Genomic DNA, 19,682 nt, shown 5'->3' on the forward strand with positions numbered 1-19,682 from the left:
TCAGGCGCCCTCCCCCGCGGCCAGCCGTTCCACCACCTGCTCGAGCCGCATCGAGCGCGAGCCCTTCACCAGCAGGTTGATGCCCGGCTGCAGGTCGGCCGCCAGCGCCTGCACCAGCGCGTCCAGGTCGTCGAAGCAGCGGCCGTCGCCGAACGCCTCGGCCGCGGCGCACGCTTCGCTGCCGAGGGCGTAGAGCCGCGTCACGCCGTGTGCCCGGGCCGACTCGCCGGCCGCGGCGTGCATGGCCGTCGACGCCGGGCCCAGTTCGCGCATGTCGCCCAGCACCAGCCAGGTCTCGCCGGGCAGTGCCGTGGCGTACTCAATCGCCGCCTGCAGCGCGGCGGGATTGGCGTTGTAGGTGTCGTCGATGAGCAGTGCCCCGCCGGGCGCCTTGCGCAGGCTCATGCGCCCGCGCACCCCCTGCACTGCGGCCAGGCCGGCGACGATCTCTTCCAGCGACCAGCCGGCAGCCCAGGTCGTGGCTGCCGCGGCCAGCGCGTTCATGGCGTTGTGCCGTCCCGGCAGCCGCACCCGTGCGTCGGCGCTGCCGTCCGGCGTCACCAGGCGGAATTCCAGCAGCGGGCCTGCGGCGTCGAGCGACTGGCGCACGTCCTCGGCGCGGAACTCGGCTGCCGCCGCCATGCCGAAACCGACGCTGCGACGCTGCCCGGCCAGCTCGCGCCACAGCGGGGCGAACTCGTCGTCGCAGTTGATCACCGCGGTGCCGTCCGCGGGCAGCCCGGAAAACATTTCGCCCTTGCCGCGCGCCACGCCCTCGAGGCTGCCGAAGCCCTCGAGGTGCACCGGGCCGGCCGCCGTCACCAGCCCCACCGAGGGCCGACAGATCGCCACCATGCGGGCGATCTCGCCGCCGTGGTTGGCGCCGAGCTCCAGCACCGCGGCGCGGTGGGACGCGTCGAGCCGGAACAGGGTCAGCGGCAGGCCGATCTCGTTGTTGTAGTTGCCGCGCGTCGCCAGGATGTCGCCACGCTGCGCGGCGATCGCGGCCATCATTTCCTTCACCGTGGTCTTGCCGAAACTGCCGGTGACGGCCAGCACCGGGATGTCGAAGCGACTGCGCCAGTCCGCGGCCATGCCGCCGAGCGCCTGCAGCGTGTCGGCCACCAGCAGCTGCGGCAGGTTCACCGGCACCGCGTGATCCACCACCGCCCCCGCGGCACCCGCCTCTGCCGCCGCCGCCACGAAGTCGTGGCCGTCGAAGCTGGGACCGCGCAGGGCGACGAACAGCTCGCCCGCCGCCAGCGCGCGGGTGTCGGTGGAGACGCCGCTGAACCCCGGGTCGGGCCCGAGCAGGGTGGCGGACAGGGCGCGTGCGAGGCCGGTCAGGCTGCCGTGGATCATGCTGCCGCTCCCGTCAGTTCCGCCACCAGCGCCCGGTCGCTGAAAGGCCGGTGTTCCGCGCCCACGATCTGGAACGTCTCGTGGCCCTTGCCGGCCACCAGCACGACGTCGCCCGACTGCGCCGCGCCGAGCGCCTGGCGGATGGCGGCGGCGCGGTCGCGCTCCACGCGCGCCCGGCCCGGGTCCTGCAGCCCGCCGAGAATGTCGGCGACGATGGCCACGCCGTCCTCGCTGCGGGGGTTGTCGTCGGTGATGACGATCTCGTCCGCGAGCTGCTCGGCGATGCGACCCATCTCCGGGCGCTTGCCGCGATCGCGGTCGCCGCCGCAGCCGAACACGCACCACAGCCGGCCGCGGCAGTGGCGGCGCAGCGCGGTGAGCGCCTTGGCCAGCGCGTCCGGCGTGTGCGCATAGTCGACCACCGCCAATACGTTCCGCGCCGCGTCGGGGAACGCCTCCATGCGCCCGGCGGGGGCCCGCAGCACGCCGAGCGCATCGGCCGCCTCGTCGGGCGCCAGGCCCAGGGCCAGCAGCACGCCGAAAGCGATCGCCAGGTTCTCGGCGTTGAAGGCGCCGAGCAGCGGTGAGCGCAGCGCCGCCTGGCCGAACTCACCGGCCAGCGCCACGGCGAGGCCGTCCGCCAGCGCCTCGACGCCCACCAGCCGCAGCCGCGTCTCGCCGGCCGCGCCCGGGCCTGTATCCGCCGTCAGCACCAGGCGACGGGCGTCGGCCGGCAGTTGCGCGGCGAGCTCGCGACCGAAAGCATCCAGGGTGTTGATGACGCTGACGCGCGGTGCATGCTCGAGGAACAGCCGCGCCTTGCAGGCGCCGTAGGCCTCCAGGCTCGGGTGGTAGTCGAGGTGGTCGCGGCTCAGGTTGGTGAAGGCGGCGACGGCGTAGCGCACGCCGTCCACGCGGCCCTGGTCGAGGGCGTGCGAAGACACTTCCATGGCCACGGCGCGCAGGCCCAGCCCGGCCAGGTCGGCCAGCGTGCGATGCACCTCCACCACGTCGGGGGTGGTCAGTGCCGAGGGCTGCAGCGCACCGACCGGGCCCGCACCGAGGGTGCCGACGAGCCCGGCGCGCCGGCCCGCGCGTTCCAGCGCGCCGGCCACGAGGTGGGCGCAGGTGGTCTTGCCGTTGGTGCCGGTGATGCCGACCACTTCGAGGCAACGCGAGGGCGCGCCGAAGAAGCGGTCCGCAATTTCGCCCAGGCGCGCCCGCAAGCCGGGCACCGGGAAGGCCACGCAGCCCTCCGGCAGGCGCGGCGCGCCGAGGCCGCTGGCGGGCTCCCAGGCGACGCAGGCCGCACCGGCGGCTGCGGCCGCCGCGGCGTGCTGCAAGCCGTGGCTGCGGGTCCCGGGCACGGCGAGGAACAGCGCGCCGGGCGTGATGCGGCGGCTGTCCAGGCTGATGTCGGTCACCCCCAGCGTCGCATGCGCCGCGGGCGCCGCCGCGCCCAGCAGCTCACCCAGCGTCATCACCGGCGGCGTGTCGGCTTGCGGCATCATGGCTGTCCCATCGCCTGCACCAGCGTGCCCACCGAGCGGGCGTCGGCGCCGTCGTCCGGCGGAATGCCGAGAATGCGCAGGGCGTCGCCGAGCACCCGCGAGAACACCGGCGCCGCCACCTCGCCGCCGTAGTAGACCCCGCCCGACGGCTCGTCGATCAGCACCACCGCGGCCAGCTGCGGGTCGGATACCGGCGCCACGCCCCCGAACACCGAGAGGTAGCGATCGTCGTGGTAGCCGCCGGCCATGAACTTGCGCGCCGTGCCCGTCTTGCCGGCCACGCGGTACCCGGCGATGGCGGCGCGCGCAGCCGTGCCCTCGGCGCTCACCACCGGCTCCATCATCTCCAGCACGGCGCGCGCCACCTCGGGCTCGATCACCTGGCGCAGCTGGGCCGGGCGGTTGAGCGCGAGCAGGGACACGGGCGCGGCGCGGCCGTCGGCGCCGAGCACGGCGTAGGCGTGCGCCAGCTGCAACGGCGTGACGGAGAGGCCGTAACCGTAGGCCAGCGTGGCCTGGCCGATGGGTCGCCACAGCTCGGGCTCGGTGAGCACGCCGGCCGACTCGCCGGGGAACCCGGTGGCGGAGACCTCGCCGAGGCCGAAGCGGCGCAACTCGCCCCACAGCTGGCGCGGGTCCAGCGCCAGCGCCACCTTCGAGGCGCCGACGTTGCTGGAACGCAGCAGCAGGGTGGGGAAATCGATGCGCCCGAGGTTGTTGCGATCCTCGATGGTCTTGGTGCCGACGGTGAGCCAGCCGGGCGAGGTGTCGATCTCGGAGTCGGCCGCAAAGCGTCCGCTGCTGAGCGCCGCGGCGACGATCAGCGGCTTGATGCTGCTGCCCGGCTCGAAGATGTCGTTGGTGGCGCGGTTGCGGTAGCGCTCCGCAGAGAGCTGGCTGCGGTCGTTCGGGTTGAAGCTGGGCTGGTTGACCATGGCCAGCACTTCACCGCTGCGCACGTCGAGCACCACCATGGAGCCCGACTTGGCCTGGTGCGCCTGCACCGCGCGCTTCAGCTCGCGGTAGGCCAGGTACTGGATGCGCAGGTCGATGCTCAGGCGCAGGTCGCGACCCGGCCGCGCCTCGCGGATGCTCTCCACGTCCTCGATGACATTGCCGAGGCGGTCGCGGCGCACGCGCTTCTGGCCCGGCTCGCCGGCGAGCCAGTGGTCGTAGGCCAGCTCCAGGCCCTCCTGGCCGACGTCGTCGATGTTGGTGAAGCCGAGCACGTGCCCGGTCACCTCGCCGCCGGGGTAGAAGCGACGGTACTCGCGCTGCAGGTGCACCCCGGGGATGCCGAGCGCCATGACCGCGGCGGCCTGTTCCGGCGGCAGGTGGCGGCGCAGGTAGAGAAATTCGCGCTCGGGCTGCGAGCTGATTGCGCGCAGCACCCAGTCCGGGTCGCGGCCCACCAGCTTCGCCAGCCGCGGGATCTCGGCGGGCGAGTTGCGCAGCTCGCGCGGGTTCACCCAGACGCTGTCGACGGGGCTGCTCACCGCCAGCGGTTCGCCGCGCCGGTCGGTGATGGTGCCGCGATGCGCCGCAACGTCGACCACGCGCATCTGGCGCGCATCGCCCTGGCGCTGGAAAAAGTCCTGGTCGACGAACTGCAGCTTCACCGCGCGCGCACCCAGCGCGACGCCCATGAGCATGAACGTCACCGCGACGAAGGCCATGCGCCGGCGGAAGCGGCGCTGGAACAGTTCGTGTTCGGCCTTGCGCTTCATGGCTTGACGATCTCGATCTCGGCGGGCGCGGGCACGCGCATGGCGAGCCGGTCGCGCGCCAGCTGCTCGACGCGGGCGTGGGCGGCCCAGGTGCTGCGCTCGATCTGCAGCTGGCGCCACTCGATGTTCAGCGCGTCGCGGTCGCGATGCAGGGCCTGCAACGCGATGAACGTCTGGCGCGCACTGTGGCGCGCGTCCACCACGGCCACCGCGGAGACGAGCACGGCAGCGGCGAGCAGGGCCGCGAGCACCACGGGGCGCAGCAGGCCTCTCACGCCGCCACCTTTTCGGCCACGCGCAGCACGGCGCTGCGGGCGCGCGGGTTGGCGGCCACCTCGGCGTCGCCGGCACGGATGGCCTTGCCGACGCGGTGCAGGCGCGGCCGGGCATGCACGGGAATCTCGGGCAACCCGCGCCACGGCTCGGCGACCTCGGAGTGGCGGCGGATGAAGCGCTTCACGCGCCGGTCCTCGAGGGAATGGAAGCTGATGACGCACAGCCGCCCGCCGGGGCGCAGCAGCTCCACCAGCTGCTCCAGCACCGCGTCCAGCGCCGCCAGCTCCTGGTTCACATGGATGCGGATGGCCTGGAAGCTGCGCGTGGCCGGGTGCTTGCCCGGCTCGGGACGGCCCGGCATCGCGGTCGCGATCAGCGCCGCCAGGCGCGCGGTGGTGTCGATGGGCGCCTCGGCCCGGGCGCGCACGATGGCGCGCGCGATGCGCCGGGCGTGGCGCTCCTCGCCGTAGTCGCGCAGCACGCGGGTGATGTCGTCCTCGCTCGCGCGCGCCAGCCAGTCCGCGGCGCTCTCACCCGAGTCGGGATCCATGCGCATGTCGAGCGGGCCGTCGCGCAGGAAGCTGAAGCCGCGGGTCGCGTCGTCCAGCTGGGGCGAGGAAACGCCGAGGTCGACCAGCGCCCCGTCGAAGCCGGCCCCAAAACCGGCCTCCCGGGCGATGTCCCCCACCGCGGCGAAATTCCCCCTGACGATCGACACTCTGTGGTCCCCGACGAAGCGCCGCTCACCCGCCCGGATGGCCTCCGGGTCCCGGTCCACGGCCAGCAGTTTTCCTTCTTCACCCAGCCGTTCGAGGATGGCTGCCGCATGCCCGCCGCGCCCGAGCGTGGCATCCAGGTAGCGCCCGTCCACGCGTACGGCGAGGGCTTCCAGCACCTCCCCGAGGAGCACCGGCGCATGTCCCGTCGCGCCCTGCTCCACTAGAAGTTGAACGATTCGAGTTCGGCCGCGAGCCCGCCTGACTCGGCGGACTCCTCGGTCAGCCACTGGTCGCGCCGCTCGTTCCAGCGCTGCTCGTCCCAGATCTCGAACTTGTTGCCCTGCCCGATGAACATCACCTGCCGGTCGATGGCGGCGAAGTCGCGCAACTCGCGCGGCAGCAGGATGCGGCCCTGGCCGTCGAGCTCGACCTCGGTGGCGTGGCCGACCATGAGGCGTTGCAGGCGGCGGGCCTGGCGATTCAGCGTGGGCAGGCGGGAGATGCGGCGCTCGATCTCTTCCCACTCGGGCAGCGGGTAGACGAGCAGGCAGTAGTCGCGGTCGACCGTGACGATCAGCTGGTTTTCACAGCGCTCCTCGATGCGCGCGCGATAGCGCGTCGGGATCGCCAGGCGACCCTTCGCATCGAGTGAAATCCGGTTGGCGCCGCGAAACATGATGGTGTCCCGGAGGCACGTGCCCCCATTTCTTCCCACTTATCCCCACTTGGCGCCACTATATGAACCGGCTCACCCCCAGTCAACCGCTTGTTGCAAAAAAATTTCTTTAGCTACCGATACTTAGCGAGCTTTCCGCAGGTGGAAAAACTGCCATGCGTATGGCGAAAAATCAACCAGTTATAGGACGTTCTTGCGGCAGTGGATTAGATTGGGTCCCATTGCCACGGCAGACCAGGTGCGCAGGAGCCGGCCTGTAAGCCGGGTTCTGTCGGGGACAGTCATTCATCTGGGGCGCACGTCGCCGTGCGTCTCGAGCGACCTACCCAGAAGCGCGCGCGGGCCGCGCGTCGCGGCCGTAGCCGCATGCTTCCCTATTTGGTCTTGCTCCAGGTGGGGTTTACCGTGCCGCGAACCGTTGCCGGACGCGCGGTGCGCTCTTACCGCACCTTTTCACCCTTGCCGGCGCCGCAGCGCTTAGGCGGTATGTTTTCTGTGGCACTTTCCGTCGGCTCGCGCCGCCCAGGCGTTACCTGGCACCCTGCCCTGTGGAGCCCGGACTTTCCTCCCCGGCCGAGGCCGGAGCGACTGTCCGGCCGGCTCCTGCGCCCGCCTATTGTACGCCCGACGCGCCCAGGCTGAGCGCCAGCTCGTACACTTCGCGCCGCGGCACCCCGGAGAGCCTGGCCGCAAGCTTCACGGCACGGCTCGGCGGCAGCTCCTCCAGCAGCGCCGGCAACAGCTGCTGCAACAGCGCCCGGTCGCCGTCGCCTGCCTGCGCATCCGCCCGTCCGGCCACCAGGACCACCATCTCCCCGCGCGACACGTCGGGGTCAGACCCCGCAAGCTCGACCAGCTGCGCCAGGCGGCCGCGATAGACCTGCTCGTGCAGCTTGGTCAGCTCGCGCGCCAGCACCCCCTCGCGGCCGGCGCCGAGGCATTCGACGGCGTCCTGCAGCAGCGCGCCGACACGGTTGCCGGCCTCGAAAAACACCAGCGTGCGCGACTCCTCCGCCAGCGCCTGCAGCCGGGCGCGCCGCGCGCCGGACTTCGCCGGCAGGAAGCCCTCGAAGGCGAAACGATCCGTCGCCAACCCGGCCACCGAGAGCGCCGCCAGCAGCGCCGAGGGCCCGGGCACGGGGCTGACCGTGACGCCGGCCTCGGCCGCCGCGCGCACCAGGCGATAGCCGGGGTCGCTCAACAGCGGCGTGCCGGCGTCGGAGACCAGGGCCATGCTCTCCCCGGCGGCGAGCCGCTCGACCAGCCCGGGCGCCACCCGCGCCTCGTTGTGCTCGTGCAGCGAGGCCAGGCGCTGCCTGATCCCGAACGCCGCCAGCAGGCGCCCGCTGTGGCGCGTGTCCTCGCAGATCACCAGTGCGACCTCGCCGAGAATGCGCTGCGCGCGCGGCGACAGGTCCTCGAGGTTGCCGATGGGCGTGGCCACGACCCACAGCGTTCCCGGTGTTTTTGCCACTATAATCGCCCTTCCCCGCGCACCAGCCTTCCCGGACACTCGACGCATGCTGCATCCCCGCCCCCGTATCGCGCAAACCCTGCTGCTGGCGACCGTCGTCGCCCTGCTGCTGGCCGCTTGCGCGCCGCTGCAGCGCGAGCCGGAACCGAGCGCCGGCGAGTCCACGCTGGCGGCGCTGGCGGAGGCGCGCCAGGCGCTGGCCGACGGACGCGCCGAGGCCGCGCTGCTGCGCCTGGCCGCGTTGCCCGCCGGCCGTACGGACCCGGAGGCGCTCGCCGTCCTCGAGTTGCGCGCGGAGGCCGCATTCGCAGCGCGGCAACCGGACGTCGGCGTCGCCGCGCTGGTGCAGCGCGAGCGCATGCTGGCGGATCCCGCGGCAAGGGCGGCGAACCAGCGCCGCATCTGGAACCGCATGCAGGAGGCGACTGCGGCAGGCATCGTGCTGGAGGCCCCGTCCGGCACCGACCCGGTGACGGCGGGCTGGCTGGCGCTGGGCCGCAGCGCTGCGGAAAGCGGCGGCAACCTGTTCCGGCTGCGCGCCGGCCTGGAAGCATGGCGCGCAGCGCATCCCGGGCATCCGGCCGCGACCGGCCTGGTCGAGACGCTGCTGGCGGACTACCGCGCCATGACGGAGTACCCGGCACAGGTGGCCCTGCTGCTGCCGCTCGGCGGGCGCCAGGGCGGCGCCGCTGCCGCCGTGCGCGACGGCTTCATCTCCGCCTACCTCAGCGACGCGAGCGAGGGAGAACGCCCGGCGCTGCTCGTGTACGACACCGTGGCGCTGGGCGCGGGCGCGGCCTACGAGATGGCGGTGCGCAACGGGGCCGAGTTCATCGTCGGCCCGCTGCTCAAGAGCGAACTCGAGGAGCTGGCGGCTACGGAGCTGCCCCCCGCGCCCGGGCTGGCGCTGAACTGGGCGGATGACGGCGTCGAACTGCCGGGCTACCTGGCGCAGTTCGCGCTCGCCCCCGAGCAGGAAGCCGCGGCGGCAGCAGAGCGCGCCCTGCTCGACGGGCATCGGCGCGCGCTGGTGCTGGGGCAGGACACGGACCAGGGACGCCGCATGGCGGAAAGCTTCATCGCGACCTTCCAGGCGGGGGGCGGTGAAGTGCTGGACTGGCAGGTCTACGACCCGCGCGAGAACGACTTCTCGGTCGAGATCCGCAGCCTTCTGCTGCTGGACGAGAGCCGTGCCCGGCACCAGCAGCTCCAGGGCCTGCTCGGCCGCGGGCTGGAGTACGAGCCGCGGCGGCGCCAGGACGCGGACCTGGTTTTCCTTGCGGCGCGTTCGGCCGAGGCCGTCCTGTTGCGGCCGCAGCTGCGCTTTCACTACGCCAGCGAGTTGCCGGTCTACGCGACTTCACTGGTCTACGATCCCACGCGCGATCGCAACGACGACCTCGAGGGCGTGCTGTTCCCGGACATGCCGTGGCGCGTCGGCGCGGTCTCGCCGGAAGTCATGGCGCCCTTCCGCGCCTTCGGCCCGGGCGCCGTCGAACACAGCGGCCGCCTGTACGCCTTCGGCGCCGATGCCTACCGGCTGCTGCCCCTGCTGTACCAGGGCGGCGCCACGCTCCCCGGCGGCATCCAGGGCCTCACCGGCGAACTGAGCCTCGATGCGGCGGGCCGCGTCGGGCGGGACCTGGCGTGGGGCCGCTTCATCGCCGGCGAGGTGCGCCACGACCCCCCGCCCTTCGCCCTCGAGCCCTTGCCCGGGCCGGACGGCGGCCCCGACACCGAGCCGGACGACATGGCCACGCGCCCGCCGCCTGAGCCGCCGAAGCAGCCATGAGGCAGGCGCGCGGCCGCGCTGCGGAAGACGCGGCGCTGGCCCACCTCCGGGACCGGGGACTGTCGCTGCTGGAGCGCAACTACCGCTGCCGCCTCGGCGAGATCGACCTGGTGATGCGCGAGGGGGACGAGCTCGTGTTCGTCGAGGTCCGGGCACGCGGCAGCGAGCGCCACGGTGGCGCGGCGGGCAGCGTCGACGCGCACAAGCAACGACGACTGCGTCTCGCCGCAAGGCACTACCTCATGACACATCCGCGCGCCGCAGCATGGCCCGCACGCTTCGACGTGGTGGCAATCTCGGGGCCCGACGGCGAGAATGAGCCGCACTGGATCCGCGCCGCCTTCGACGGCGCCAGCTGAGGCCCGCCCATGACGTCGCCAGCCGATCCGGCGCCCGCGGACGCGCTCGCCGCCGCCGTCGGCGCCGACAACCTGCTCACCGATCCCGCCGACTGCTGGACCTACGGCTATGACAACAGCCGCGGCCAGGCCCTGCCCGTGGCGGTCGTACTGCCCCGGGACACCGAGGCGGTGCGCCAGGTCGTGCTCGCCTGCCGGCGATTCCGGTTGCCCCTGACCGTGCGCGGCCGCGGCACCGGCACCACCGGCGCCGCGGTGCCCGAGGACGGCGGCGTCGTCATGTCCATGGAGCGCATGGAGCGCATCCTGCGCATCGACGCGGCCGACCGCGTCGCCGTGGTGCAGCCCGGCGTGACCAACGGCGCGCTGCAGGCCGCCGCCGCAGCCCAGGGGTTCTTCTGGCCGCCCGACCCGGGCTCCGCCGACTACTGCACCGTCGGCGGCAACCTGGCCTGCAACGCCGCCGGTCCGCGCGCGCTCAAGTACGGCACGCCGCGCGAGAACACCCTCGGCCTGGAAGCTGTCACGGGCGAGGGCCGGGTGATTCGTTGCGGCTGCTACACCACCAAGGGCGTGGTGGGCCTGGACCTGACACGCCTGCTGATCGGCTCCGAGGGCACGCTCGGGATCATCACCGAGGCCACGCTCAAGCTCACGCCGCTGGCCGAGAGCGTGGCCACGGTGCGCGCCGCGTACGCCGACATGCACGCGGCGGCGGCCGCGGTGAGCCGCATCATGGCGCAGCCCGTGGTGCCGCGCGTGCTGGAATTCCTCGACGGCCCGGCGCTGGCGCTGCTGCGCGCGCGTGACCCGGGCACAGTGCCCGACGGCGCCGGGGCGCTGCTCATGATCGAGGCCGACGGCCTGGCGGAGCAGCTGCCTGCCGCCCTGGCCGCGCTGCGCCACGCCGCGGCGGGCGACGGCCTGGTCGAATGGCGCACCGCCGCCGACGCTGCCGAGGCCAAGGCGTTGTGGGCCGCCCGCAAGGCGCTGTCGCCTGCGCTGCGCAGCCTGGCGCCGAACAAGATCAACGAGGACGTGGTGGTGCCGGTATCACGCATCGCCGAGCTCACCGACCGGCTCGAGCGGCTCGCGCACAAGCACGCCGTGCGCATCGTCAGCTTCGGCCACGCCGGCAACGGCAACCTGCACGTCAACGTGCTCGGCGAGGACAGCGACCTGGAGCGCATGCACGCCTGCGTCGACGAGGTCTTCCGCGCCGTCCTCGAACTGGGCGGCACGCTGTCCGGCGAGCACGGCGTGGGACGCAGCAAGCGCGACTTCGTCGGCCTGGAGATCGACGCGGAGACGCTGGCGCTGATGCGGGCGATCAAGGGCGTGTTCGACCCGGACGGCATCCTCAACCCGGGCAAGTCGTTGCCCGATCCGGCCTGACCCGGCACCCCGCTCTCCGCTCCCCGACCGCGCTTGCGCGCTGTCATCGCCTCCCCTCCCTCGGAAATCTTTATCTCGCTCGGTGAGGCGATGACATCCCGCAAGCACTGCTGGTGGGGCGAAGAGGCTGCGGCAGGTACGCTGCGCAGCGCTCGGCCGCTCGAGCCCGGGTTGCGGCACCGGCCGGGCAGCGTGCGACGAACAACCGGGTTCGCCGGGCATCGCCACGGGCACGGCCGCCAACCCGCACCTCCCGTCCCTGCCGAACCCGCAGCGCAGCGCCGCGGGCTGTCGTCGCCTCACCGAGCGAGATAAGACTTCCCGAGGGAGGGGAGGCGATGACAGTCCGCGAGCGCGGCCGGGCTCTAGGCTGCGGCAGGCACGCGGTTGCGGTCGGTCCGGGCTACTTGACGACGGAGAGCTTCGGCGGACCCTTCGGCTTGTCGCCGTCCGTCCCGCCGCCGGGCCCGTCGTTGCCGGGCGGGGGCTCGCCTTCGGAGTCGGTGAAGATCATGCCTTCACCCGACTCGCGCGCGTAGATGCCGAGCACGGCCCACACCGGGATGCTGATGGGAAACGGCACGCCGCCGAAACGGGCGCTGAACTCCACCACGTCGTCGCCCAGGTGCAGGCCCTGCGTGGCGCTGGCGCCGATGTTGAGCACCAGCTTGCCTTCCTTGACGTACTGCGGCGGCACGCGCACGCCGTCGACGGTGGCGTCGACCACGATGTGGGGCGTTTCGCCGTTGTCCGAGATCCAGTCGACCATGGCCCTGAGAAGGTAAGGCCGCCGCGGCTTGCGCCCCTGGCCGCCGCCGCTCAGGGGCGCATCTCCCTCTCCAGCTCGGTGAGGCTGGTGCGGAAGCAGGGCCGGGCGAAGATCGTCTCGGCGTACTTGATGATGTGACGGCCATGGCTCGGCGGCAGGTCCACCTCCCAGCGCGGCAGGCGCCACAGGATCGGCGCGATGCTGCAGTCCACCAGCGAGAACTCGTCGCTCATGAAGAAGGGCTTGAGGCCGAACAGCTCGGCGCTGGCGAGCAGGCTCTCGCGCAGGGTCTTGCGCGCCTTGTTCGCGGTGCGCTTGTCGCCACGCTCGAGGTCGTCGACCAGCGAGTACCAGTCGCGCTCGACGTGGTACAGGGCGAGGCGGAAGCGCGCGCGGCTGACCGGATCGACCGGCATCAGCGGCGGGTGCGGAAAGCGCTCGTCCAGGTACTCGGCGATGATGCGCGAGTCGTACAGCACGAGATCCCGGTCCACCAGCGTGGGTACGCTGTTGTAGGGATTCAGCTCGATCAGGTCCTCGGGGAGACTCGAGGTCTCCACGTCCACCACGTCCAGGCTGATGCCCTTCTCCGCGAGAACGATGCGGACGCGATGGCTGTGCGGACAGGTGGGATTCGAGAAAAGAGTCATGTTGCCTCGCCTGCGACGGAAGCCGCGTGACGTAAGATCACTTCACGTCCTTCCACAGCTCCTTGTAGTACAGCCACGAGAACGCGAGCAGTACCAGCAGGAACAGCAGCACCTTGATGCCGAGCCGCTGGCGCTCGAGCTGCATCGGCTCTGCCGCCCAGCTCAGGAACGCCGTGATGTCCTGGGCCGCCTGGCTGTACTCCTCGGGCGTCATCGACCCGGGCCGGGCCAGCTCGAAGCGGTCAAAGACCTTTTGCGGCTCGCCGTCCGGGCCGACTTCCTGCCGGTACACGGCCTCCTGCACGCCCTGCAGTTCCCACAGCACGTGCGGCATGGACGTGCCCGGCAGCACCTTGTTGTTCACGCCGGTCAGGCGCGAGCCCGGGTCGACGTAGAAGGACTTGAGGAAGGTGTAGATGTAGTCCGTGCCGCGCGCGCGCGCCATCAGCGACAGGTCGGGCGGCGCCTGGCCGAACCAGCCCGCAGCGTCTGCCTGCGGCATGGCGATGGTGATGGTGTCGTGCGGCGACTCGCCGGTGAAACGAAGGTTCTCCGCCACCTGCTCGTCCGTCAGCCCGAGGCCTTCCGCCAGCGTGTTGTAGCGCACGTACTGCAGGGAATGGCAGCCGAGGCAGTTGTTCATGAACAGCCGCGCACCGCGCTGCAACGAGGCCTGGTTGCTCACGTCCGCGCCCGAGGACTCGAGCGGGAAGCCGGGACCGGCAGCGGTGGCGAGACCGGGCGCCGCCGCCAGCAGCAGCGCCACGAGGAGCATCGGGACAGGCCTAGCCATGGTAGGTCACCCTCGCAGGAGGCGTCTTCGTCTTGTCGATCTTCGAGTAGATCGGCATCAGCAGGAAGAACGCGAAATACAGCACCGTGAAGAACCGCGCCAGCCAGGTGTAGACGTCGGTCGCCGGCTGCAGGCCGAGCCAGCCGAGCATGACGAAGCTGACGGTGAACAGGGTCAGGGCGATCTTGAACAGCGGGCCCTTGTAGCGGATCGAGCGCACCGGGCTGCGGTCGAGCCAGGGCAGCAGGAACAGCATGAACATCGCCGCGCCCATGGCCAGCACGCCGCCGAGCTTGTCCGGCACCGCGCGCAGGATGGCGTAGAAGGGCGTGAAGTACCACACCGGCGCGATGTGCTCCGGTGTCTTCAGCCGGTTGGCCGGCTCGAAGTTGGCATGCTCGAGGAAGTAGCCGCCCATCTCCGGCGCGAAGAACACGATGACCGCGAACACCATGGCGAAGATCACCCACGCCGGCACGTCCTTCGCGGTGTGATAGGGATGGAACGGGATGCCGTCCAGCGGCCTGCCGTCGGGGCCCTTGTGGTCCTTGATCTCGACGCCGTCGGGGTTGTTCGATCCCACCTCGTGCAGCGCCAGGATGTGCGCCACCACCAGGCCGAGCAGCACGATCGGCAACGCGATGACATGCAGGGCGAAGAAGCGGTTCAGGGTCACGTCCGAGATGAAGTAGTCGCCGCGGATGAACTCCACCAGCCCCTCGCCGATGACCGGGATGGCGCCGAACAGCGACACGATCACCTGTGCGCCCCAGTAGGACATCTGGCCCCAGGGCAGCAGGTAACCGAAGAAGGCCTCGGCCGACATCACCAGGTAGATGAGCATGCCGAAGATCCAGATCAGCTCGCGCGGCTTCTGGTAAGAGCCGTACAGGAGCGCGCGGAACATGTGGATGTAGACCACGACGAAGAACATCGAGGCGCCGGTGGAGTGCATGTAGCGCAGCAGCCAGCCCCACTCCACGTCGCGCATGATGTACTCGACCGAGCCGAACGCCTCTGCAGCCGAGGGCTTGTAGCTCATGGTCAGGAAGATGCCGGTCACGATCTGGATGATCAGCGCCAGCAGCGCCAGCGAGCCGAACACGTAGAACCAGTTGAAGTTCTTCGGCGCGTAGTAGCCGGTGACGTGCTCCTCCATCATCTGGTCCCACGGGAAGCGCTTCCGGAACCAGCCGGAGAGACCGCCGCCCGCGGCGCCCTTCTTGTCAGTCGCGGCGCTCATCAGGCCACCCCCTCGTCCACGCCGACCAGCACGGTCGTGTCGTCGATGTACTGGTGCGGCGGCACCACCAGGTTGAGCGGTGCCGGCACGCCCTTCCAGACCCGCCCGGCCAGGTCGAACTTGGAACCGTGGCAGGCGCAGAAGAAGCCGCCCGGCCAGTCGGCGCCGAGGTCTTCCGCGCCGAACTCGAAGCGCGGCGTGGGCGAGCAGCCCAGGTGCGTGCAGCTGCCGATGACCACCAGCACTTCGGGCTTGATGGAGCGCAGCCTGTTGGCGGCGTATTCCGGCTGCTGGGGCTCCTCGGATTGAGGGTCGCGCACCATGTCGTCGGCCTGGCTCAGGCGCTCGATCATCTCGGGCGTGCGCTTCAGCACCCAGACCGGCTTGCCGCGCCATTCCACGCGCAACAAGGCGCCGTCGTCCAGCTTGCTGATATCGACTTCGACCGGAGCGCCGAGCGCCTGGGCGCGGGCGCTGGGCTTCCAGGAAGCCAGGAACGGCACCGCGGCGAAGGCAATGCCGACGGCCGAAGTCACCCCCGTGGCCGCACCGAGAAAACGGCGGCGGCCAAGATCTACACCATCACTCATCCCGAGTTCACTCCTGGAACTATTCCTGGGGCAAAAAGCCGGCTCTTAGGGGCCCGAGGGGCGCCATTTGCGGCCAGTTTGGGCAATCCCGCGATTATACACATCGCCGTTTCGCGCTGCCTACCGCCCCGGGCCTGGCGACCCGGGGCAACCCCGCCCGACTCTGCATATAATGTCGCCCCCCGGGGTCCCGTCCCGAGCAGCCGGAAACGCTACGCATGGGCAGCGCCCGCCACACCCTGAGCTTCCTGCTCCAGTCCGCCGTCGCCGGGCTGGCGGTCGCTTTCGTGGCGGTGCTCCTGTTCCCCGACCTGCTGCCGGAGGGCCATCCCCTGCGCGGCGGGCAGTCGGCGCCGGCTTCCTACGCTTCCGCCGTCGCCGCGACGGCGCCGGCTGTCGTCACCCTCGTGGGTCGTCCCGCCGTCCCCGCGGGCTTCGCCGAGCGCCAGGCGCCGGGCAGCCTGGGATCGGGCGTGGTCATGAACGGCGAAGGCTTCGTCATCACCAACCACCACGTCATCGCCGGCACGGAAGACCTCGAGGTCGTGCTGGTGGACGGCCGCAGGGCCCCTGCCCGGCTCGTCGGCACCGACCCGGACACGGATGTCGCGCTGCTCAGGATCGAGCTGCCCGACCTGCCCAGCATCCGCGTCGGCCGCTCCGACCAGCTCGAAGTGGGCGACGTGGTGCTGGCCATCGGCAATCCCTTCAGCATCGGCCAGACGGTGACCCAGGGCATCGTCAGCGGCACCGGGCGCGGCCAGCTCGGCCTGTCCCAGTTCGAGAACTTCATCCAGACCGACGCGGCCATCAATGTCGGCAACTCCGGCGGCGCGCTGGTGAATGCGCGCGGCGAGCTGGTCGGCATCAACACCGCGTTTTTCTCGCGCCGGCTGGATTCCGAGGGCATCGGCTTCGCCATCCCCATCAACCTGGTGCGCGGCGTGATGGAGGACCTGCTGGAGTACGGGCGCGTGATCCGCGGCTGGCTGGGGGTGGGGACACAGACGCTGACGCCGGACCAGGCACGCGCCCTCGGGCTGGCCGAGCCTTACGGCATCATCCTCACCACCGTGCAGCCGGGCAGCCCGGCCGACCGCGCCGGACTGCGTCCCAACGACGTCATCACGCACGTCAACGACCAGCCCGTGGTGGTCTGGCAGGACGCCCTGCGCAGCATCGCGGCCATGCGGCCCGGCACGCGCGTCACGCTCAGCGGCAGCCGCCGCGGCCAGGGGTTCCGCGTCGAAGCCGAGGTCGCCGAGCGCCCGTCGCGCCTGTAGCCGCGTCCGGGCGCACCGAGCAGGGGCGCGCTGGGCCGCGCCGGACCGCGACGGCCCGCGGCGGGACCATGACAGGGTCCCCTCCCTCCGGAAGTCTTTATGTCGGTCGGTGACCCTGTCATGTCCCCGCCGCTCCTTCAGCTGCGGTCCTGACTGCGGCGCGGCGCGGCCCTGCATCGCGGCTCGCCGGTCATCCGCGCTAGCCTGCGGCTCCCCGAGCCGGAGCGGGCACGATCCCCGCAGCGCTCCGCGGACCCTGCACCCGCAATCATCGCAGCGCCGCGGGATGTCATCGCCTCACCGAGCGAGATAAGACTTCCCGAGCGAGGGGAGGCGATGACAGTCCGCGAGCGCGGTCGGGACGGAGGCGGGACCGGCGAGCGCGGCCGGGGCGGGCCAGCGGGTCAGCCGCGCGGCGAATGCACGCGCCGGATGGTGGCGCCGAGCTGCGACAGCTTCTCCTCGATGCACTCGTAGCCGCGATCGATGTGGTAGATGCGATCGATCAGGGTTTCGCCCTCCGCGGCCAGCGCCGCCAGCACCAGGCTGGCCGAGGCGCGCAGGTCGGTCGCCATGACGGGTGCGGCGCGCAGCCGCTCCACGCCGCGCACGATGGCGGTGTTGCCCTCGAGACGGATGTCGGCGCCCATGCGCTGCATTTCCTGCACGTGCATGAAGCGGTTCTCGAACACCGTCTCGACGATGGCGCCGGTGCCTTGCGCGATGGCGTTGAGGGCGACGAACTGTGCCTGCATGTCGGTGGGAAACGCCGGGTAAGGCGCCGTGCGCAGGTTCACCGCGCGCGGGCGGCGGCCCCCCATGTCCAGCTCGATCCAGTCGGGCCCGCTGCTGATCTCGGCGCCGGCCTCCTGCAACTTTGCCAGCACGGCGTCGAGGTGGCCTGGCCGCGCCTGGCGCAGTCGCACCCGGCCGCCGGTCATGGCGGCCGCCACCAGGTAGGTGCCGGTCTCGATGCGATCCGGCAGCACGGTGTAGTCGCACGCGCCAAGGCGCTCCACGCCCTGGATGCGGATGGTGTCGGTGCCGGCGCCGCTGATCTGCGCGCCCATGGCCTGCAGGAACTCGGCCAGGTCCACGACCTCTGGCTCGCGTGCGGCGTTCTCGATCACCGTTTCGCCCTGCGCCAGCGTGGCGGCCATGAGGAGGTTCTCGGTGCCGGTCACGGTGACGGTGTCGAGCACGATGCGCGCGCCCTTCAGCCGCCCGGCGCGAGCGCGGATGTAGCCGTCCTCGATCTCGACGCTGGCGCCCATGGCGCGCAGCCCGGCGATGTGCAGGTCGACGGGACGCGCGCCGATGGCGCAGCCGCCGGGCAGCGACACGTCGGCTTCGCCGTGGCGCGCCAGCAGCGGCCCCAGCACGAGGATCGAGGCGCGCATGGTGCGCACCAGTTCATAGGGCGCCACCAGGGCGGAAATGCTGCGCGGGTCCACTTCCACGCGCATGCGCTCGTCGATGGTGACGCCGACGCCCATGCGGCCGAGCAGCTCGATGGTGGTGGTGACGTCCTGCAGGTGCGGCACGTTGCCGACGCGCACGGGCGCATCCGCCAGCAGGGTGCCGGCCAGGATGGGCAGGGCCGCGTTCTTGGCGCCCGAGATGCGGATCTCGCCCTCGAGCCGGCAACCGCCGCCGACCAGCAGCTTGTCCACGACCCCGGGCTCAGCCGCCGGCCGCCAGCTCGCCCGGCGTCAGCGCGCGGATGGCCAGCGCGTGGATTTCCCCACCCATCTTGTCGCCCAGCGTGCGGTAGACGAGCTGGTGGCGCTGCAGCAGGCGCAGGCCCTCGAATTCTCCGGACACCACGAGGGCGCTGAAATGCACGTCGTCCTCGGACTGCACGTCGACCCGCGCGTCCGGCAGGCCGGCCTGGATCATGGCGGCTACTTGTTCTCTGTTCATGCTGGCTCCCGGAGCGGCGCCGGGCGATCCCCGGCTGGAAAGGCCCGGAGTTTAACGGATGGCGGCTGCAGGGGACATTGCCCGGGGTCGGCGCGGACCGGCCGCCCGGGGTGCGCCTGCGTGTATTATGGCCGGCCGATATCCGCTGCCAGGGCTGCCCACGGAGACCGCAACCCACCATGCTCACCTACATCCTCGCCACCCTGGCCGGTTTCGTGCTGCTGATGTGGGGCGCCGACCGTTTCGTCATCGGCGCCGCCGGCACAGCGCGCAACCTGGGCGTGCCGCCGCTGCTGATCGGCCTGACGCTGGTGGGCATGGCGACCAGCGGGCCGGAGATCTTCGTCTCCATCATGGCCTCGCTGGCGGGCGACCCGGCGCTGGCGGCCGGCAACGCGATCGGTTCGAACATCGCCAATATCGGCCTGGTGCTGGGCGCGACGGCCCTGATCACGCCCATCGCCGTGCGTTCCACCACGCTGCGACGTGAGCTCCCCGCGCTGCTGGTGGTGACGCTGGTCCTGACCATGATTTTCATCAACCTGCGCCTCGGCCGGATCGAGGGCCTGCTGCTGATCGGCACGCTGGTGCTGGTGCTGTACTGGCTGGTGGTGCTGGGCACGCGCAGCGACAAGGCCGACCCCATCAGCCTGGAGTACGCCGCCGAGATCCCCGAGGGCCTGCCCATGCGCAAGGCCGTGGGCTGGCTGGTGGTCGGGCTGGTGGTGCTGCTGACCGGCTCCAACCTGCTGGTCTGGGGCGCCCAGCAACTCGCCGTCGCCTTCGGCGTCTCGGACCTCATCATCGGCCTGACCGTGGTCGCCGTCGGCACCAGCCTGCCGGAGCTCGCCGTGTCCATCGTCAGCGCGCTCAAGGGCGAGCACGACATGGCGATCGGCAACATCATCGGCTCCAACATCTTCAACAGCCTGGCGGTGGTCGGCGTTGCGGGCCTGATACACCCCTCCACCTTCGAGTACGCGGTACTGGCGGTGCACCTGCCGGTGATGATCGGCCTGACGCTGGCGCTGTTCCTGATGACCTACAATTTCAGCGGCCAAAGCCGCATCCGCCGCTGGGAGGGCGGGATGCTGCTGGCCGCGTTTTTCAGCTATCACGGCTGGCTGATACTGGGATAGG

Annotated in this window: 19 protein-coding genes and 1 other RNA gene; 5 read left to right on the forward strand and 15 right to left on the reverse strand. The window is 71.4% G+C overall.

What is annotated here, in order from left to right; all coding sequences use genetic code 11:
• The 8 genes from murF to rsmI all read right to left on the reverse strand — a co-directional run bounded on the left by murF (position 1) and on the right by rsmI (position 7,745).
• Positions 1-1,362, reverse strand: coding sequence for a UDP-N-acetylmuramoyl-tripeptide--D-alanyl-D-alanine ligase (gene murF / locus G8346_RS13985; RefSeq protein WP_166052375.1), 1,362 nt, complete (start codon positions 1,360-1,362; stop codon positions 1-3).
• Complete coding sequence (locus G8346_RS13990; protein ID WP_166052378.1) at positions 1,359-2,873, reverse strand: UDP-N-acetylmuramoyl-L-alanyl-D-glutamate--2,6-diaminopimelate ligase; 1,515 nt, start codon at positions 2,871-2,873, stop codon at positions 1,359-1,361. The genes murF and G8346_RS13990 overlap by 4 nt, the downstream gene beginning before the upstream one ends.
• Positions 2,870-4,600 (reverse strand): penicillin-binding protein 2, encoded by a 1,731-nt coding sequence (locus tag G8346_RS13995; RefSeq protein ID WP_166052380.1) that lies wholly within the window; start codon positions 4,598-4,600, stop codon positions 2,870-2,872. The genes G8346_RS13990 and G8346_RS13995 overlap by 4 nt, the downstream gene beginning before the upstream one ends.
• Entirely contained in the window at positions 4,597-4,875 is a 279-nt protein-coding gene (gene ftsL, locus G8346_RS14000; RefSeq protein ID WP_370520663.1) for a cell division protein FtsL, read from the reverse strand. Before ftsL ends, G8346_RS13995 begins: the two co-directional genes overlap by 4 nt.
• Complete coding sequence (gene rsmH / locus G8346_RS14005; protein ID WP_370520664.1) at positions 4,872-5,816, reverse strand: 16S rRNA (cytosine(1402)-N(4))-methyltransferase RsmH; 945 nt, start codon at positions 5,814-5,816, stop codon at positions 4,872-4,874. The genes ftsL and rsmH overlap by 4 nt, the downstream gene beginning before the upstream one ends.
• Complete coding sequence (gene mraZ / locus G8346_RS14010; RefSeq protein ID WP_166052382.1) at positions 5,816-6,271, reverse strand: division/cell wall cluster transcriptional repressor MraZ; 456 nt, start codon at positions 6,269-6,271, stop codon at positions 5,816-5,818. The genes rsmH and mraZ overlap by 1 nt, the downstream gene beginning before the upstream one ends.
• Before the next feature lie 241 nt (positions 6,272-6,512).
• An RNA gene (gene rnpB, locus G8346_RS14015) (RNase P RNA component class A) lies at positions 6,513-6,875 on the reverse strand.
• A 9-nt stretch (positions 6,876-6,884) separates the two neighbouring features.
• Positions 6,885-7,745 (reverse strand): 16S rRNA (cytidine(1402)-2'-O)-methyltransferase, encoded by an 861-nt coding sequence (gene rsmI, locus G8346_RS14020; protein WP_370520665.1) that lies wholly within the window; start codon positions 7,743-7,745, stop codon positions 6,885-6,887.
• A 46-nt stretch (positions 7,746-7,791) separates the two neighbouring features.
• Between rsmI and G8346_RS14025 the strand changes: the two genes are divergently transcribed.
• The 3 genes from G8346_RS14025 to G8346_RS14035 are packed head-to-tail and all read left to right on the forward strand — an operon-like array spanning position 7,792 to position 11,291.
• A complete protein-coding gene (locus G8346_RS14025; protein WP_166052386.1) occupies positions 7,792-9,537 on the forward strand; it encodes a penicillin-binding protein activator in 1,746 nt (581 codons plus the stop codon).
• Complete coding sequence (locus tag G8346_RS14030) at positions 9,534-9,896, forward strand: YraN family protein (protein ID WP_166052388.1); 363 nt, start codon at positions 9,534-9,536, stop codon at positions 9,894-9,896. The genes G8346_RS14025 and G8346_RS14030 overlap by 4 nt, the downstream gene beginning before the upstream one ends.
• A gap of 9 nt (positions 9,897-9,905) precedes the next feature.
• Positions 9,906-11,291 (forward strand): FAD-binding oxidoreductase, encoded by a 1,386-nt coding sequence (locus tag G8346_RS14035; RefSeq protein ID WP_166052390.1) that lies wholly within the window; start codon positions 9,906-9,908, stop codon positions 11,289-11,291.
• 403 nt (positions 11,292-11,694) lie between these two features.
• On the opposite strand, the gene G8346_RS14040 is transcribed toward G8346_RS14035, so the two are convergent.
• From G8346_RS14040 to petA, 5 genes are read right to left on the reverse strand one after another with little or no spacing between them, the layout of a single operon-like run.
• A complete protein-coding gene (locus G8346_RS14040; RefSeq protein WP_255454034.1) occupies positions 11,695-12,114 on the reverse strand; it encodes a ClpXP protease specificity-enhancing factor in 420 nt (139 codons plus the stop codon).
• Complete coding sequence (locus G8346_RS14045) at positions 12,111-12,710, reverse strand: glutathione S-transferase N-terminal domain-containing protein (protein WP_166052394.1); 600 nt, start codon at positions 12,708-12,710, stop codon at positions 12,111-12,113. The genes G8346_RS14040 and G8346_RS14045 overlap by 4 nt, the downstream gene beginning before the upstream one ends.
• 37 nt (positions 12,711-12,747) lie before the next feature.
• The gene (locus tag G8346_RS14050) at positions 12,748-13,503 is read right to left on the reverse strand and encodes a cytochrome c1 (RefSeq protein ID WP_240901516.1); all 756 of its coding nucleotides are present in this window, start codon (positions 13,501-13,503) and stop codon (positions 12,748-12,750) included.
• Positions 13,496-14,746 carry a cytochrome bc complex cytochrome b subunit gene (locus tag G8346_RS14055; protein WP_166052396.1) on the reverse strand — a complete coding sequence of 417 codons (1,251 nt, stop codon included), beginning with the start codon at positions 14,744-14,746 and terminating at the stop codon, positions 13,496-13,498. Before G8346_RS14055 ends, G8346_RS14050 begins: the two co-directional genes overlap by 8 nt.
• The gene (gene petA / locus G8346_RS14060; protein ID WP_166052398.1) at positions 14,746-15,336 is read right to left on the reverse strand and encodes a ubiquinol-cytochrome c reductase iron-sulfur subunit; all 591 of its coding nucleotides are present in this window, start codon (positions 15,334-15,336) and stop codon (positions 14,746-14,748) included. The genes G8346_RS14055 and petA overlap by 1 nt, the downstream gene beginning before the upstream one ends.
• Before the next feature lie 218 nt (positions 15,337-15,554).
• On the opposite strand from petA, the gene G8346_RS14065 reads away from it, so the two are divergent.
• Positions 15,555-16,619 carry a S1C family serine protease gene (locus tag G8346_RS14065; RefSeq protein ID WP_166052400.1) on the forward strand — a complete coding sequence of 355 codons (1,065 nt, stop codon included), beginning with the start codon at positions 15,555-15,557 and terminating at the stop codon, positions 16,617-16,619.
• 404 nt (positions 16,620-17,023) lie between these two features.
• On the opposite strand, the gene murA is transcribed toward G8346_RS14065, so the two are convergent.
• Positions 17,024-18,292, reverse strand: a complete 1,269-nt coding sequence (gene murA, locus G8346_RS14070; protein ID WP_166052403.1) for a UDP-N-acetylglucosamine 1-carboxyvinyltransferase — start codon at positions 18,290-18,292, stop codon at positions 17,024-17,026.
• Positions 18,293-18,302: 10 nt separating this feature from the next.
• Positions 18,303-18,542 carry a BolA family protein gene (locus G8346_RS14075; RefSeq protein WP_166052405.1) on the reverse strand — a complete coding sequence of 80 codons (240 nt, stop codon included), beginning with the start codon at positions 18,540-18,542 and terminating at the stop codon, positions 18,303-18,305.
• Between the two features lie 179 nt (positions 18,543-18,721).
• Here G8346_RS14075 and G8346_RS14080 point away from each other — a divergent pair, with 179 nt between their 5' ends.
• A complete protein-coding gene (locus G8346_RS14080; RefSeq protein WP_166052407.1) occupies positions 18,722-19,681 on the forward strand; it encodes a calcium/sodium antiporter in 960 nt (319 codons plus the stop codon).
• The last annotated feature ends 1 nt before the right edge of the window (position 19,682 follow it).

Source organism: Thioalkalivibrio sp. XN279, from assembly GCF_011089885.1.
In the GTDB taxonomy this organism is placed as follows: domain Bacteria; phylum Pseudomonadota; class Gammaproteobacteria; order Steroidobacterales; family XN24; genus XN24.